8 protein-coding genes and 1 pseudogene are annotated in these 16899 nt (G+C 32.6%); 2 read left to right on the top strand and 7 right to left on the bottom strand.

Annotation, left to right across the window (positions count from 1 at the left end; translation table 11 throughout):
* Positions 1-105 precede the first annotated feature (105 nt).
* From AC58UX_RS30705 to AC58UX_RS30695, 3 genes are read right to left on the bottom strand one after another with little or no spacing between them, the layout of a single operon-like run.
* Positions 106-5523 carry an ATP-binding protein gene (locus tag AC58UX_RS30705; protein ID WP_497259881.1) on the bottom strand — a complete coding sequence of 1806 codons (5418 nt, stop codon included), beginning with the start codon at positions 5521-5523 and terminating at the stop codon, positions 106-108.
* A 15-nt stretch (positions 5524-5538) separates the two neighbouring features.
* Positions 5539-7050, bottom strand: coding sequence for a DNA phosphorothioation-dependent restriction protein DptG (gene dptG / locus AC58UX_RS30700; protein ID WP_497259880.1), 1512 nt, complete (start codon positions 7048-7050; stop codon positions 5539-5541).
* Positions 7050-8912, bottom strand: coding sequence for a hypothetical protein (locus AC58UX_RS30695; RefSeq protein ID WP_497259879.1), 1863 nt, complete (start codon positions 8910-8912; stop codon positions 7050-7052). The genes dptG and AC58UX_RS30695 overlap by 1 nt, the downstream gene beginning before the upstream one ends.
* A 222-nt stretch (positions 8913-9134) precedes the next feature.
* On the opposite strand from AC58UX_RS30695, the pseudogene AC58UX_RS30690 reads away from it, so the two are divergent.
* Positions 9135-9602 (top strand): annotated as a pseudogene (locus AC58UX_RS30690) (transposase); the annotation flags it as partial.
* Between the two features lie 213 nt (positions 9603-9815).
* Here the strand turns inward: AC58UX_RS30690 and AC58UX_RS30685 are convergent.
* The 4 genes from AC58UX_RS30685 to AC58UX_RS30670 form a co-directional block, all read right to left on the bottom strand.
* The gene (locus AC58UX_RS30685) at positions 9816-10649 is read right to left on the bottom strand and encodes a hypothetical protein (protein ID WP_497259878.1); all 834 of its coding nucleotides are present in this window, start codon (positions 10647-10649) and stop codon (positions 9816-9818) included.
* Positions 10650-10661: 12 nt separating this feature from the next.
* Entirely contained in the window at positions 10662-14147 is a 3486-nt protein-coding gene (locus AC58UX_RS30680; RefSeq protein ID WP_497259877.1) for a hypothetical protein, read from the bottom strand.
* 3 nt (positions 14148-14150) lie between these two features.
* On the bottom strand, positions 14151-15038 hold the full coding sequence (locus AC58UX_RS30675) for a DUF4007 family protein (RefSeq protein WP_497259876.1): 888 nt from the start codon (positions 15036-15038) through the stop codon (positions 14151-14153).
* Positions 15039-15412: 374 nt separating this feature from the next.
* Positions 15413-15634, bottom strand: a complete 222-nt coding sequence (locus AC58UX_RS30670) for a hypothetical protein (protein ID WP_497259875.1) — start codon at positions 15632-15634, stop codon at positions 15413-15415.
* A gap of 924 nt (positions 15635-16558) precedes the next feature.
* Here AC58UX_RS30670 and AC58UX_RS30665 point away from each other — a divergent pair.
* On the top strand, positions 16559-16873 hold the full coding sequence (locus AC58UX_RS30665) for a hypothetical protein (protein ID WP_497259874.1): 315 nt from the start codon (positions 16559-16561) through the stop codon (positions 16871-16873).
* Positions 16874-16899 lie beyond the last annotated feature (26 nt).

The raw sequence follows: 16899 nt of genomic DNA, 5'->3' as shown, positions 1-16899 counted from the left end.
ATAAGTCCATCTTTCAAGATGTCCTTTTCTCGTGTCTACCAAAAGGGGATAATTCCACTTATTTCTTCATGTAAGACTTAGAAGTGCTCTTAAACTACTTTAGTTTTATTCTTTTAAAAATAAATAACCATTATCAATTTGTACAATCCCCATTCTCATTAAATGATTTACCATCTCATCTTTTCTACTACTCTCTACACCTTCAATTGCTTCGTTTATGGGAATACTCCCTCTTTCTAGGCGCTTAAGAATAAGTAGATGTGGATAGGCAAGTGTCTTAATTAAAGTTAAAGGATGATGTGTATTGCTAAAAAAAGCATCAAATAAGTCAAGCCCTGATATAGTCTCATCATTACCCTGAAATCCTGTTATTTTTCTTATTTCTTTAATTTTTTCAGACTCAGAGCCATTTCCATGCAAAATTTTTGTCTCAAGTGTTCCTTTTACAGAATCCGGGTAATCCGAGGGAAACTGAGATGATAACCACAAGGCTAGCCCATAAGCTCGACATTCACGAGCTAGATCAATCAATCTCTCTTCACCTAACACTCTGTGTGCCTCATCAAACACAAATACATTTCTTATTTCTTGAGTATGATCAAGTGTATTTAAGTATTGATGCGAATTTATGATTACCATCTTTGTGACAGCATTCTTTATCACATCATGCTCGATTGAACTCAAATTAAGTATATATGAGTCTTGAAGAAGGTCTGTCAAAGAAATGTCTTTAGATTCATTACTGAACAACCCTAAGCTAAATATAGGCTCCATTCTGTTATAGGCAGTTTCATTCTCTACAAGCAATAAATCCTCAAGCTGGTCGAGTACAGGAAATTTGATATTAGGATCAAACGCCAAATCTCTTTCTAAAGGCACTCCATTGCCCTCCAACAAGTTGCGTAAAGATCTACGTAACGCAGATGCTTGTTGAGTCCCTAACCCATAAACATTAGATAAGACTCCATCAATCGCAAATACATGCGCTTGAACATTATAATATGATTCACCATTGTCCTTCTTGATAGGTGGGATTAGAGGATTATACGGCAAGCCTTTTCTCTCTAAATTAATATATTTAAATCCACCCGCATTGATAAATTCAGGACTAGAGAAATCGTTCTTAAAATCAAATACCAAAAAATTAACGTTTTTCTCTCGTAGTTGAAGCATCATTGATTTTAATAACTGTGTTTTCCCTCTCCCCGGTGAACCAGTAATCATAATATTCATGTTTGATAAATTATGGTTTTTTCTTTTTGGATCATAATAAATTTGTTGATTTGAAGATGTTACGGTTTTACCCATTAAGATTTTGTAATCTGGGGTTTCTGAAGTTACTAGATTGTTGATACCACTTAATTCTGTATCTACTGCCTCTTCGTTTTCCACCTCATGATCCTCTACATCTGGCATAATTGGTGAATTCACCTCTGGTAAATCCCCATTTCCATTGGTATCATAAATTAGCTGTTGATTAGCATCTTGTGTTTGGTTTTCATCTGTAGCTTTCAAAGTACTAGTACACAAATTTAAATAATTACTAAATAAATCATATAATTTCTTATTAAATACAGCATTTTCAAACAACGAATGATTATAATCTTCTTCTTTAACATGAATATATTTAGCACCAAGATCAAGTTCTAATCTATCCGCAGAAATGGTTGAATTATTAATATTTATTAACACACCATCTGATATTTTAATGCTAATTTTATTATCATTTATTTTAGTGATTAGATGTTTCAAATCAATATCAAACAAACTTTCATATTCGGTTGAAATCCCTAAATATTCTGGGTCGAATACAAGATACTTATTCCGATGATATATAAGCCAAGATATTAGATCCTGTGACTTGAATAACTTTGTTACTTTTGAATCACTTGCATATTGCTGCTCTAAATATTTTATTGTTCCTTTTAATTGGTCGATACCCTTTTTAACATAATCCACAGAAGAGGAATTTTTTATTTCTGCTGTAGTTATGGTTATACATAATTGTTTGTAATTATCCACATTCTTTGGAAATGAAATGATTGCTAAATCATCACAATAAACACCTTCATTTTGACCTTCATTTTGACCTTCATTATCCTCATTTTTTTGTTGGCTTTTCTTTCCAATTATTTCTTCTGTACTAAAAACAAAATTCCAATAATCAGTCCTATTTCCTAAAGTATTCTTTAATATCCGCGCTGCGGCAACTGTTCCTAATATCCCTTTAATTTTATTGTCGTTTCCGCTTTTTAATATATCAAGGACCCAAAAACCGTTTAATAAGTTAATTTCTTTAAATAAACGATCAATAGAAGTAATACTAACTGTTTTATTTATAACTGAACCTAACAATTGATTAAAAAGTTCCTCAAATGGTCCTTTTTGAGTAGTTATACTTAAAAATTTTTGACTTGATACACCTGGATTAGATCCAAAATCTGAGTAATCTAACAAAAATGGTCTTTCTACATCTTTAATTTTACGTTTATTAAATAAATCGATATCAATCTCCCTATCCAAAAATATAACAATAAATGCCTTTTTAAAAAGTAGCTGAGGTATATCTTTTGTTGTGACCCTAACAGTTCGAATTGGGTGCTGGTTTTCCTCAACATGTGATTGAAAAGCTTGTACAAAATACATATTCATCGTTGATAATAGTTTTCTGTAAAACCCTTCACCTACAGTTACATAATTATTATATGAAACGTATGATATTTGAGTATCCGAATCATAGATTGTATTTTTTAATGGACGACTTACTAATCCTTGTGAGAAAAAAGTATCAAAATATTTATCTTGTTGCCCTTGCATACTCTTATCATTCTTAGTAACTTTAAAAATATCTTTCACAAAAAACAAATGGTAAAAGACGTTAATGTTATTCTCAATTTCAGTAGCCTTTAATTTTGTAAAAGACAAGCTTTTTATTAACGCATCATTCTCTCGTTCGTTTTCAAATAATGTATCCAAAGCAGTATAATTAGTTTTCTCTTTATCATCATCATATAATAAAGAAACATGGATTCTTGGAAAATAAATATCATCTGATATTTTCTTGAAATTATGGATATACTTTTTTAATCCTTCAACTAGAAATTTAGCATTACCCGGATTTAATACTGCAATATGAAGTGTTTGATCTTTCTTTCTATATAAAGGGTAATACAATGATTCTATTTGCTTTAACTTAGTAAATACTAATTCACTCAAATACTTCTCTGAGGTTAATAGGCTATGATCATCCTCTCGAACGTATAGAAGCCAAGCAAATACAGGAGACTCCCTTGATATATACCACCCATGTTCCGCACGTACATATTTGAAAATTTCTGAATTATCTATTTGGTTTTCCAAATACTTATTAAATACTGTGTACTCATCTTTTTCTAGAGTAGATATTAACTGAATCAGCTGTAGATAAAAGCCCAAATTTACTGGAGCTAACATACTAAAAACTCGCAAATTGCCTAATTCGATGCAATCTAATTTCACCATATTCGGGTATCTTGGTAGTATTTCAGTGTAATAACTTAAATAAAGTTCTATGCATCTACTGAGTTCTTGAATTAAATCAATTTTTTTGGTTTTTATATCCGCATACAAATTTTTATACTTTTGTATTACATCCCTTCTAAGTTTAAGAAGATATTCTTCCTCGCTTGTATTTTGTATAATATTTATAGCTTCGTGGTCACCGTTATCCTTTATTTTGAAATAGTTTGCCTCTTCACTTAAAATAAATTCCAAAAAACTATTGAAACTCTCAAAACCATAGGTCCTTATCCAAGTTAAAAATTCAGGACTGACTCTCTGATAAATGGTTTCGTTTCTATAAACAAATTTATCGTATTCATTAGAATTAAGTTGAACATTATCTAGTATTTGATCAATGCTTTCTCCAAGCGAGGCTTGTTCTATTACAAAATGAAATAGATGTTCTTTAGTTATTGGAATTAATCCTTTTATTTTTTCTGCAACATAAGTTCTTGTAATAAATTTATCATTGTAATAAACATCATATTTAATCTTTGCTTGCGTTTCTTCTCTTCCTTTTAGTAAGCATTGTATAGCTTTACATTCATCATTTGAAACAACCTTATAAGATACATCCAAGTTTTCCTCGTCACCTTCGCATTCCAGGGTAATCGTTGGATAGATATCATTATTCCATTCAATTCCTTTATTAGAAATGTCAGGTGCGAATACTGTATGATTCGTTATATTCTGAATTGAAATTTTAGCAGTATATATCGGACTATTAATTTTCGTTTGATTATTATTAATAACAATTGTAATAGCTTGATATTGATTATTTAGTGATATATCAATAATACCACCGTTTAAAGATGTAGTAGTCTTGAGATCTTGTAAGTCATTGTAATAGTAATGAAAAAAACACCCAGGAATATTAAGGATTGCCCCTCCTAATTTCACCCTAAGTATAGTTGCTTGATTTTTATTTATATAAATGATATCGGATTTTTTACTTTTAGAGATGATCTCCACTTTAGTGTTATTATCCAAACTATAGTCGATTATGAACTCAGAATATTGACCTTTTTCTAGAATAGATTGAATTGTTTTAAATGTAAGTTCATGATATTGATATAAATCAGAATGATGAAGACTCTCGGTTTTTAAAAGTTTAAAGAAATTTTCTTCTCCTATACTTCTAGGTATTGCATCATAAATAACATTTTGCCTTACTTCTTTGTAAAAATTCATTACTTTTCTTTCTAGTTTCTTATTATTTACGTAGTTAAAAAATTTATAGTTTTCATCCAAATCAACTTCTTCGTCATCTAAAAAAAATAATGGTAACCGATATTTTTGTATCATTTTTTCTAGAAAAGAAACCATTGATAACGGCGGCGCCACTAAGTTTAACTCGTTATTCAATGAAATTAGTATATTTAGCCTATCAAGTATATTTAATGAATGTGGATGATTTCGATCGTCTAAAATACTTCTTCCAAATTTCTCGTACCAATCAGGCATATCATTAGTAAATAAAGATTTCTTAATTCTGTCTTTATCCAATATATTATTTAAAATCTCCGTATCAGAAGCTGAACTTAACGTTGCTATTGGCCTATTATCAAATATGATAATTACATTATCCTGACGCCATTCTATATTATCTCGAAGCCTGCCAGCAAAGCCTCTATTTCCAGAGTTAGGTAAATTAGTTCCAGAATCCTCCATAACATAATAAGGATAAATGAATTTATTGTTCAGAGTAGGAATTTTATATTTGTAACCAATTTCAACCGGTATTTTTTCTAAATCTTTGTTATTGATGAGAGAATTGAAAACACCAAATATAAAATCTTCTTCTTTCATTTCTAAAAATTCATTTTTTTCATAACTATACAATGTTAATGAATTTTCAACTTCTAATTTATTGAATACGTTAGAAAAGACTAAAAATTGATCAGGATCGTCAACAGTTGAGAGCAAATATTCACATTTTTTGATAATCGATTGAGCTATATATTCATAAAGATTTTCGTACATCCAAAACACCCCCTATTAACTAATAGTCTTTTTCACAAATTCGCTTTCTCCAGCGTCCGATTTTCTCTGTAAATGTCCGAGTGAATGTAATTGTTTTTCGATATTATCTTTTTCTCTTTGTGAGATAAAAGCAAACCCTTTCTCTGCGAGCTTTTCCCAATAGTCAGCTAGCAATAATTGCTTTCCTTTGCCTAAAGTAACATTTGTAATAAAAGAAAGGAATTCAGAATCAAAACGGAAATAGTGATTTTGATTTTTTGATAAGTGTAGATATTTACATCCCATTTTGTCACCAGCGAGCTTGTTAAAAACACCACGAGTACTGTTCTCAGGACTTTTCAAACCACTAATTTCATAATATTCATTAAAAATATTATATAAATGAACTACATAATTATCATTCTTATTTAACACAACACTTGTATTTGTGTAATCCTTAACTTTGGGATAAACCGTCGATTGGAGATAATTATTTAACGTTTCAAGAAAATTATCTCTATGATTAATACCAAAAATAACTTCCTTAAGTTCCGAAAATGTAGTAACACTACTTCCTAGAACTACTTGTGCAATATTAATCAATGTTGTAATTGCAATTAATCTACTATAGCCCCTAATAAGAGTGTGATTCATAATATTATTATATTGTTCCGCGAGTAATTGTGTTTCCTTATTGTTTCCACTTAGGGAAGACTTCACTAAAATTGTTCCTTTAAATATACATTTTTCTAAACCTGTACATTCTGAGCATAGGTTCCCCATTTGTTTAAAATTATTGAATTCATGTTCCACAACAGTAAATAGCCTTAACATAAGTGTGGATAAGTGGAAATATATTAAATTTTCAATCCACTTGATTTTTTCCACTCTGCCAATGTCTAAACTTAAAATATATTCCAAATCCTTCTGAAACTGCAATGGTTGATGTTTACAAACGAAACTCGCTAGATCCCATGAATTCCGAGTTATAATTTCGTTGATTTTAGCTTCAGATCGAAGCTCTGCCTTTATATCAGTTAGTTTATTAATTCTTTCAATAATAAAACTTTCATAATAATTTAACCCTTTTTTGGATTCGAATGTGTCCCATAGCATTTTTATTAATTCGTAATTTACCTTACCATCCTTTACGAATAAGAGTATTAAAAACCTGTTACCAAACCCTTTGTTTTCCATTTCCCTGTCATTAATTGTAAATGGTATGAAAGTAACAGGAATTTGAACATGAAAAGGGACCGGCAGTGATGATTGATATGACCCTTCATTTCCTTCCTGAAGTAGTACAGTGTAATATTCCTTGAATTTTTTCCAACCGTTTTTATTACTCTGACTCTTTTCAATATCTTGAAAAATGGTATCCCACTCACTACGTTCCTCATTTTTCCAGAATTTTTTATTGTCTTTTTTTTCAGATAATAAATCTCTAAAAAAGAAGTATAGTATTTTTTCTGGTGCATCAGCTTGAGTATTAGCAGGCCAGTATAGGTTGTTTATATATCTATTCCAATTTGTTGCGACTGGACTCATTAGTTTCCTCCCGTTAATTGCTTAAACTCTGTTACGTATAAATCTTCATTATTAAAAAACCTATAAATTTGGTTTTCTAATTCAAAAAGAATTTCATTATCTTCATCCCTGTCTACCACTTGTTTACTTAGTCCTTGGAGATGATAGAATTTATCGAGGTCTAAACTTGTTATATTATACCCCCGGCTACTCAGAACAATTAATTCATATAACTCATAATCAACTTCAATTATTTGATTGTTTACTCTTATAGTAATATTATTTGGGAAGAAATTTAACTTCTTTAGAGATTCTTTCTTAATAAGATAATTTTCCCCGCTGGTTTCCTTAGGTATCCTAAAGTTTGATTTCTTTAAGAGCCTTCCTTTGCCTCGAGATGAAAGTGTTTCAATATTAAAATATGTGTTACCCTCTGATGATTTTTCCCCAAACGTTGAGATAATGCATTCCCTGACGTTTTTTAATAAATTAATATCTAAATCTGCACTTACTGAATTAACTATCTGTTCATATTCACTTTTCAATGAATTAATAAATTCTCTGAAATTGTTTTGTGTAAATACTTGCGATGTATCACTGTATATCATGTCAGGCAGTTTATTAGAATCATTCGAATGGAAATAAGTAAATCTTGTTACGGATTCAAGTAACTTCATATTATTAATGTTAGTTTCATTTTCAAATTGCAATTTAATTAAGTCATTTTTTAGCCATTCACTAAATTTTTTTGTATTAATTAATGATTCTATAAATCTATCAGGATTTGCAACAAGAAAGATCTTTTGTAATTCTAGCTCTCTATTGTTTAAATAAAATGGGTCGAATTTACTTGCATTGTCTGAAATAAACTTCAATATTACATTATTTGAATTAGACTCAAAAAGATTATTATAAAACACAAAATTCCTAAACTCATCGTCAGGTATTTTTCGTATTAACTCACATGGGTCACAATCTCCAATTGCATACTTATCTTTTAATTCTAAAAATTTATTAGTGCCCCCCACTAATATATTAAATAAAAAATCCCATAAATTTCTTGGGGTTAAATGCACTTTATTATATAAGTATGTTTTAAATAACAAATTTTCAATTTTAGAAGAAATTACAGGGTCACTTATTGCATTTAAATTATAGTTAGTAGGACACTTTGATTTAGCATCACAGTTATTGCACTTCTGATAATCAACTAACTTATCTAACTTATTAATCATTTTTCTAAAAAAAGATTCGTCAACTAATTCTCCCTGCTGATTCTCGTAAAACTGAACTAACGCTCTATGATCAAAATTAATTATTTCGACCTGTTTTGAAATGTAACTTAATTCTGATATATTTTCTACGGGCACTAAGTTCAAATCGTTTTCTAATAATTCCTTTAATTTATTATGCTCATTTGCGTTGATTGAGTTTGTAACAAGTTGATTATACGTACTACTGTTAAATAATTTTATTGCGATACCTATGTTCATAGCAATAATATGGATACCTGCAATATTTTCTTTCAGCTGACTTATGAACGTGTCGTAAAAGGCAAAAAGTGTAGTTATTAAGTCCTCTGTCGGAGTTATTGTCTGGGTTGCATCCGCATTAATCTTTAGTAGATCCTCAGAAATAACGCACTCTAAATTATCTCTTAACTTTCTTAATACTGCTGACTTACCATCGCCTGCATTTCCTGTTAGGATTATTAATTTTGTTTGTTTATTTTTAATAGCTTCTATACTAAGATCATACAGATATTTATCCAAATCGGTTTCAATATATAGGTCTTTTTGAATATTACTTAATGATGCCTCAGACACAACAGAATGCTTTGAGGTGGCTTGCAATAGGAACAACTTACTAATATTATCTAGCATCATTTATCACCTCTATTTATTGTAAGATTAATATGATAATTCGATATTAAATTGATATTTCCTTTGTTTTTTCAGAATTCAGCAAAAAGAGGGTATCCCAAAAGTCATATAAATGACTGAGGGGCACCCTCTCTTTGGTAAAATGGAGGTACCACCCCACCACTTTTAAAGGAGACGGTTTCTTCGTATATTCAATATACCGTGAGTCAACTTTGCCTTCCAATGGGATTTAGAGGACGACATTCCCCACAATCACCTCGTTCGAGTTGTTAATACAGCAGTAAACCGTCTAGACGATGCCATCTTCGACGCTGCTTATCCTGGCGACAGACGAGACAGCTACCTTCCTAAGATGTTATCATTTACGCTTAAAGCGCTTGTACTCTTCCGCCAAATTGCAAAAGCTGTTCGCGAAAAAATATCATATTCATGTGGATCGCAGGCAGACAGCTCCTAGACTTCCATACCATCAATCGGTTTCGTTCCGAACGAATGAAAGCTGTGCTAGAGACCGTGTTCACCGCGGTTCTACAGTTTTTAGAGGATGAGAAATACGTTCAACTTGAGCACTACTTTGTTGACGGGACCAAAATTGAAGCGAATGCCAATCGGTATATGGAAAAAATACAGACGCTGTTTGCCACCATTGAAGAAGCCGAAAACCAAGAAGAGCGGGCACATTCTGGCCGGGTGGCTTTCCCTTCCCCACTATCTGCTGAAGAAAGCAGCATTGGATGCCAAAAGCAAAGGAGCTAAACACGAACAAGCCGCTTAGCTCCCTTTTTCATTCGAATATTCACTTTTTTAACGATGGGATCTTTTCAACACATCTAATATTGTTACTTTTGAGACAGCCTCTTTGCTACTATTGTGTGGATATCTCTTATGAAAACTTAAATTTAATTATGAATACACACACACACATGGCACATCATCGTCTTCTTTAGGTATTTCTATGGAGTAAGCCGCCGCGGCAACTTCTCGATTAATACCGTGATTGATTGCATCAAGGTATTCCCGGTATTCCTTAAGTGTGTAGGGCTTACCATTATCTCTTACCTTCAGTATGCTTACATCACCCAGCATACTTCTCATTTTTTCTTCCATTTCTTCTTGCTCTTTATATTGATGTGGCCAGATCCGGTATAGATCCGCATAGTGCTTGAATCCCCCCCTAACGCATCTGCCTCCACAATTGGCATGAGCAAATCCTAATTTATACATCCTTGGAAGCTTTATTCCCCACTGTTCTTCTATTATTTCTTTTGCATTTATATCTTTAATGTTCGATTCTAATAAAGGAAATCTTGTTTCCACCGGCTCTAATGCTTGATGTTCATAGAAGGCTCGAATACTTTCTGCGCGATGGTTTTCATGTGCACCTATACCAAAATATAGTGTTGGCTCTAGACCCTGATCGCGTAATTCTTCAATAAAATAAACGGTTTGCCTTACCTTTAACTCGGAGGAACATTTAGCTAATCTTGAGTTCCCTAAGAACCTCGTCTCTATGAACACTTCTTCTGGGGTCCGACCATCTTCGTATTCAGTAATCGGAATTCCTATATAATCAGCAATTTCATACATGAACCTAATATTATCTTCATCTTCCCACAATGTATTTGTGAAAAATAAATAGCAGTTTTCTTTACCATATGTTTGTACCATCTGATATGCCACATAAGCACTAGCAGCTCCACCGCTAAACATTGAAACATGGACAGGCTTCCTAGTCATGTATACGCCTCCTCACTTCACCTTTTCTTGACGATCCGCAAGATCTTCTACAGTTGAGACTTCTTGCATTATTCGCCAAAGGACTACTAACAATTCATCTTTCGTTACTGTTCTACCAGTATACTTCAGCTTTCTACTTATATCATCATAAATCAAACGAGACTTTGTCGAAAGCTCTAACTTTGGAATAACAATTGAATCGCTATCAAAGTTTACTTCTATATAATCCTTTTCTCGTTCCTGATTTTTGATTAATGACAATTCATTCATAAGTTCTGTTTGAAATACCTCATCTGTTGCATCGGACCAATCGTTTCTATTTACACCAACCAAAGCATGAGTAATTTTATCAATATAATTGACAGACTCTGCATTTAATAGTGTAAATAGCAATTTTGATTTCTTCTTGTCTATTATCGAATGTTCTCCTGCCCACTTTTTTAAATCATCAAAACTATGAATATCCACAGTATTAAAAATAATTTTTTCTATAACATTTTTATGCTCTTCAATATATTGCTCACTTTCTATTCGAGCCGCAACTAGTGCATATTCATCTGTTTTTTTATTTATCAATTCATACAACTGTTCTATAGCTTCAAGGGGGCGCACTTCACTTACCCTGACAATCTCTCTTAACAAATTAGATGAAGCACTTTGTTTATTAGTTATACGAGCCAATCTTGGAAGTGATTGATACCAGCGTACTAGAGTCTTACTTAAGTAAACTGATGTTTGATGCCCCTTATCTTCCTCATTTATATAAGCTCCGAAAGATTTTTCAATCATTTCAACAAGTGTGTTGTATTTCCCTTCGATTGATTGATAAGCGAAACTATAGTTCCCTGGCTCTTGAACCATTCTCCATAGTCCTTCACCGGTAATAGATTGTATAAACATTCCATTGTTATAGAAAAGCAGATATTTCCATTCCTTACCTAGCAAAGCCGGTAATAATAGAGGAATTAGTGGTTTTCGGATCGCAAAGGGTTTCTGCAGAAATACAGCAATTAAATCTGTGAAAGAACCTCTTTCTTTTTTTAATACATTCAACAAATATTTGCGTAGTTGAAGCAATGACTCATCTAAAATAAGCTCTGGTTTTAGCGGATTAATATTTTGATTTTTCAAGATTGTTGCATTAATTAAATAATCTGGTCCAAATCCACTTATCCCAATATCTTCTTCTTTATTATTGGTTTTAATCTTAGAGAGAATTTTATCGATTACCTTATACGCATTTTTTTCTTGAACTTTGGCAATATTTCTCCTGTTAAATGCTTCATTTCGGAATTCTGGTGTATAGGGATACAACTCAAACATTATGTTTGAAAGTTTATTACTTAAAGCTCGCTCATCTGAAACATTAAACTTTTCCCCTTTGAAAATCCACTCGCAGTTACTTGAGAACTCTAGATATGGTTCTAGCTCCATTCGAATGTTAAATAGTATTCCGCGTTTTATATATTGCAACTCATCAAATATAAAATGGTCCTGTAGTAGAAAAACCTTGTCCTGTTCAAGTTTTTCTACTACATGCAATTTCTCTAGGTTACTGAGCAAGTTACTTATGGCCTGATTCGAAATCACAAACACTTCATCATGATATTTAGATGACTGCAAATAGGTTTGCGTTTTAGTTCTTTCAAGCTCACTATCATTATCTGTTATTATATATAGAATATGAAAGTCTGCTTCAACAACGCTTATTCTATCCATAAACTTTTCGTCGTGTATTTCTGTATAATGAACGATCGAAACTTTTGCAAACCTTGTAATACTTTTTTCATCGTTGTATAACTTCGGCAAATAGTATTTATTGTCTAATAACTTTTCTGCTAATTCGAGCTTCTGCGTCAAAGTAGAACTAGAAGACTTCAATCTATTTTCTATTTCCTGAGTAACATCAATGATACTTCCTTCAAACAGAATGAAACGGCTCTCATCATTTAAATATCGAAGAACCTTTAATTTATGTAACTCCTCCAACCTTGCTTGTACCTCTTCTTGATTTAACATTAAGGAAAAGGAGATGAGCTCAAGATTAGGAGTAATACGTAAATTCAGATTAGAAATGTCCCATAATGTCAACAGTTTCAAGATTTTCAACTGATCTCCAAGATAGTTCGTAGGGAGTAAACGCTTTTGCAATCTTTTAAACAGAAGATAGCTCTTTTTAACAATAGAATCATGTTCAAATTCATCAAAAGAAGGCTCGAAGTAATCAAATAGCATGTCAGGTGTGTACCAAGTATTAAATTTTTCAAAGTGATTCTTTAGACCACTTGTTTCGCTGCTTTCTAAAAAAGTGAATAAGGTTCGCTCATTCTGAGCAACAATATTAGCTAATTTGGGCATACAATACAAAGTAATTGGATGCACTGGATAACACCCATCAATAATAAGAGACGTTGTTTCAAATTGTGATAATTCTGGAAAAAGGTCAAACCTTGTTATTCCATCCCAAAGATAAGCACTGTGTTCTTTACTGCTCCATTTCTCACGAAAATTTTGAGTAACTAGATTAGAGATTCTTACAAATGTAGCCTGATCACTTTCCACATTATACAATGAAAATCTTTTCTCGATTCGTTGAAACTCTTTTTGCAACTCATCGGTAAACCGATGCGCATATTGTCTTAAATTTTTATGAGTAATAAACAAAAAACTCACATTCCCAATTGAATTGTGATCCGCAATTTCGGCGAGTCTTTGGAGATCTTGCATTGCATTATGGACATCCTTACTATTTATCGCCTGTAAAAATCTTCCGAATTCATCATGAACAATAAATAGACCTTTTCCAATCTTATTTAGTTCAGCCAATATAAAGTTCATTTGGGAAACTAGTTCCCCTGAAAATCGGGGTATAAAAGTTGCTCCGGACGTCAAACTTGGATATTTCTCAACAAACCATTCTATAGCTTCTTCATTATAGTTCTCCACTTGGTGAATCCATTGAGCAAATTCTACTTTACTTTGATCCAGTAGCCTTTGGAATTGAGAATAAGTCTCTGGAAATTCAATTTCCCATATCTTCACCATTTCTAAGATCTCAGTAGTCATTCCTGGCAAAATAATGTGAATTCCATCTTGCTTCAGTGCTTTGTTAATAGCAGAAAGCAATGCAATACGAAGGTTACTAACATCTCCCTCTAATATTACAGGGATGTAATCAATACTACTATTAGCAGCATCGTCTATTAATTTACCAATCTTATCATCAACTGACTCAAACTTTTTTATTAGCAACTTAAATATCTGATCATCAAACCTCTTCGAAACAATTCCAGTGAGAATTGTTCCTATAAGGGATTTGCCTGATCCATATGGTCCAGACAAAATATGAGCTTTTTTTTCACCTTTCAGCCCTTGCAGCACTCCTTGAAAAGGTACTACATGGGAATGAGTCGGAAAAAACCTGTTAACAAATTCTTCATTACCTAAATCAAAACGAATATTAATGCTTGATTGAAATTTAGACTCTTTTTTGATCATTTGTCACACTCCGACCTTTCTTGCATACTCTTCCTGAAGAAAATCAATTGCTTTTATTTTTGGGAGTAACACCGTATTTAATCTATTTGTCCGTTGAAACTGAATAGGATGATAAACATGTTCCGACAATTTTTCAAGCGCATTTATGATTTCTGATCGTTGTAAATTATAGAGTTTCCCCCACAAATCTGTCTTGTTCTCAATTTCCCCTATGGAAACATTATCCGTCTCATGTTTCTCACCATACTTCAACAAATTATACATTAATGCAATGAGCCCAATGCTTTTATACTGTAAGTTATTTTTAAAAATGATATTTTGATTTTCTTCAGAGATGGAAATTAAGCCTAATTTCCCAAATGGGCTATGGGTTACATCCTCAGGATCTTTAGGACTATTCTCTTTAAAATATAATCTAATAAGGCAATCCACATCTCTCTTAAGAGATTTTTCGGAAGTATTCTCCCCTTCGCGTGCAGCCCAATTTGCAACTTCAATAGTAATTTCATCTTTTTTCAAAGAGGATCTTGAGATTTCATTAAAAAAACCATGCCAAATATATAACTTATCTTCGGTTTTCTCTTTAGCGACTAAAGAATAATGTAAAATTGCAAGGGAGTCTGTAAGTTCCAAGTAGGGATCGTAAGCATTTATTATTTCCCCTAAGCCTGAGAGAATATGGATACTCTTATTGTCTTCATTTCGCGTTTCCGTAGCTATTTCGGTAGCAGTCATCCAAAAACGCAAAGATTGAACCATGTTTTTACCAAGCCCAATCGTTTCAGCGGCATTTTTATCGAAAAAGAATCTAGGATTCTCTTTGAGCATTTTGATGCCTTTTCTCAACCAATTTAATCTCAAATGGAATGTTTCATGTTGCCCATATTTCATAGTTATACCTCCTAATGCATCAACACCAATAAAATAAGAATATACATTCGGTCTCTTCTATTTAGTATAACACAAAAAAGTTCCTGGACAAAAGCATCCAGGAACTTTTTTGTGTTTTTAACTCTGTTTACTTGTGTTAAAAAAGTATTGTTTTAGATGCTAACCTCTCATCACATAATACTTTCGACATTATATCGTATTCCCCCTATTTAAGGTATCCTCATTTAAGGTTGTATTCCCCCTGTAGTCACCCTTTTGCTGATTATTGAAAACAAATATTCTGCTTCTCGCAGATTTTGGTGTAATGCTAAAATTATCCAACATCTATAAATTTAATTTTGTGTTCACGTGGTATTTGGGTGCCTCCTATTTATTTAATCTTTAATGCCGGTTTTTCTTTCTTTTTTATCAGTGGGTTTGGGATCTGGATATCCAAGTTTTCTGCGTATTGTTATATGTATAACATTAATAATAAAACCAAGGATGACTGCCATGATGAAAGACTTAGTAAACGACATTGAATAATGCATTTCTTTCATGATAGCTGATGAAAATAATACAAATACGCCCATTATGAAATAAATGTAAATCGGCATTTGATATCTCCCAATATTTTACTATTAAAATACCAACTTCATTTTCATTGTGCCCACAGAAAACTAAAAGAGGGTTACGCTCCCCATATGAGTCGCACTTACACTCTAGCTACAACCTTTCTGCTATACTACGTGATATATTATCTCTTTCAGAATCCTTTGCGATTTCCAATACTTGTACAATTGTGATAAACACTTTTTATCGTGCTTGCGTCCCGACTATCGCCAAACAAAGTAAAAATTCGTTTGACTTATTACCCAACATCGTCTTCTTTCATAAGAGTTTGAACAAGTTTTATATTAACGTGCAAGTTTCTTTCTTGAGGTGACCTTTGAACTCCTTCAATGGAAGGAGTTTAAAAAATTGCGTCATTTGGTGATAAGGTTCACCTTAACGCCGCTACCGACGAATCTTAATACAAAATGCCAGCAGGTGGGCTGAAAGTTCCAACATCACAAATGGCAATCTAATAATAAAAAGAAGGAATTTCATTTTTAGATAGAAGTTAGTAAAAGAATGATTGTATGGACTTAAAATAAGAAGATTGAACTCCATTCAGGTGGTAGGAACTGTCGCTGATCGACGATAACGGTAATCTCGTATTCAAAGAAATTTCGCACAACACAAACGCGATATTCACCTTGTGGCGTAGTTAGGTTACAGTGATATAAATCCGATTGACGACTGACAACATTCCGAACACTATAACACTATAAGAGCACCTTAACCGATGCTAACGACGCGTTATAACCTCTGGGCACGCGCAGCGCGAAAAAAAATCCCCCTGTTTCCAGGAGGACTTTGCATAAAAAGAGGATCAAACAAAATGACTTCATGATTATATCAACGTTAGACCGCGCTATACAACAGCAAATATTTGGCAACTTTTTTTGATCCTGTACTTGTTAAAATGAATCCATTAATTGTTTAGTAAAGGACGGGATGATCCCTGTGAAGCACTTGAAATTCCCCTAAGAATCCGAGTTCGATATTTTGAATATAATCCGGTCGTTGATCTGTTTGATAAATATGTTAATAATCGTTTTGCAGGAGGTAATGAGGAACGGAGCTTTCTAGAGGCCTTAGTCGCTGTTCAGACTGAAATGCTGAAAAAGTATGCGAAGGAAGAAGTAAAGGTCAAATGGCTATTTAAGATGTTGGGCGATAAGAATTTGAAGCCTAATCTCGAAATGGAATATGCTAAACAATTACCTAAGAAAATACGGAGTATGCACTAAACAAGAGGGTATACGACTTAATTATT

This window comes from Paenibacillus sp. J22P90 (genome assembly GCF_059692195.1).
This window is presented reverse-complemented; position numbering and strand designations above follow the sequence as displayed.

Coding starts and splice junctions, on each gene's coding strand:
- dptG (WP_497259880.1), bottom strand. CDS start 7,050: ATGAGTCCAGTCGCAACAAATTGGAATAGATATATAAACAACCTATAC.
- AC58UX_RS30685 (WP_497259878.1), bottom strand. CDS start 10,649: ATGACTAGGAAGCCTGTCCATGTTTCAATGTTTAGCGGTGGAGCTGCT.
- AC58UX_RS30675 (WP_497259876.1), bottom strand. CDS start 15,038: ATGAAATATGGGCAACATGAAACATTCCATTTGAGATTAAATTGGTTG.
- AC58UX_RS30695 (WP_497259879.1), bottom strand. CDS start 8,912: ATGCTAGATAATATTAGTAAGTTGTTCCTATTGCAAGCCACCTCAAAG.
- AC58UX_RS30705 (WP_497259881.1), bottom strand. CDS start 5,523: ATGTACGAAAATCTTTATGAATATATAGCTCAATCGATTATCAAAAAA.
- AC58UX_RS30680 (WP_497259877.1), bottom strand. CDS start 14,147: ATGATCAAAAAAGAGTCTAAATTTCAATCAAGCATTAATATTCGTTTT.
- AC58UX_RS30670 (WP_497259875.1), bottom strand. CDS start 15,634: ATGCCGATTTACATTTATTTCATAATGGGCGTATTTGTATTATTTTCA.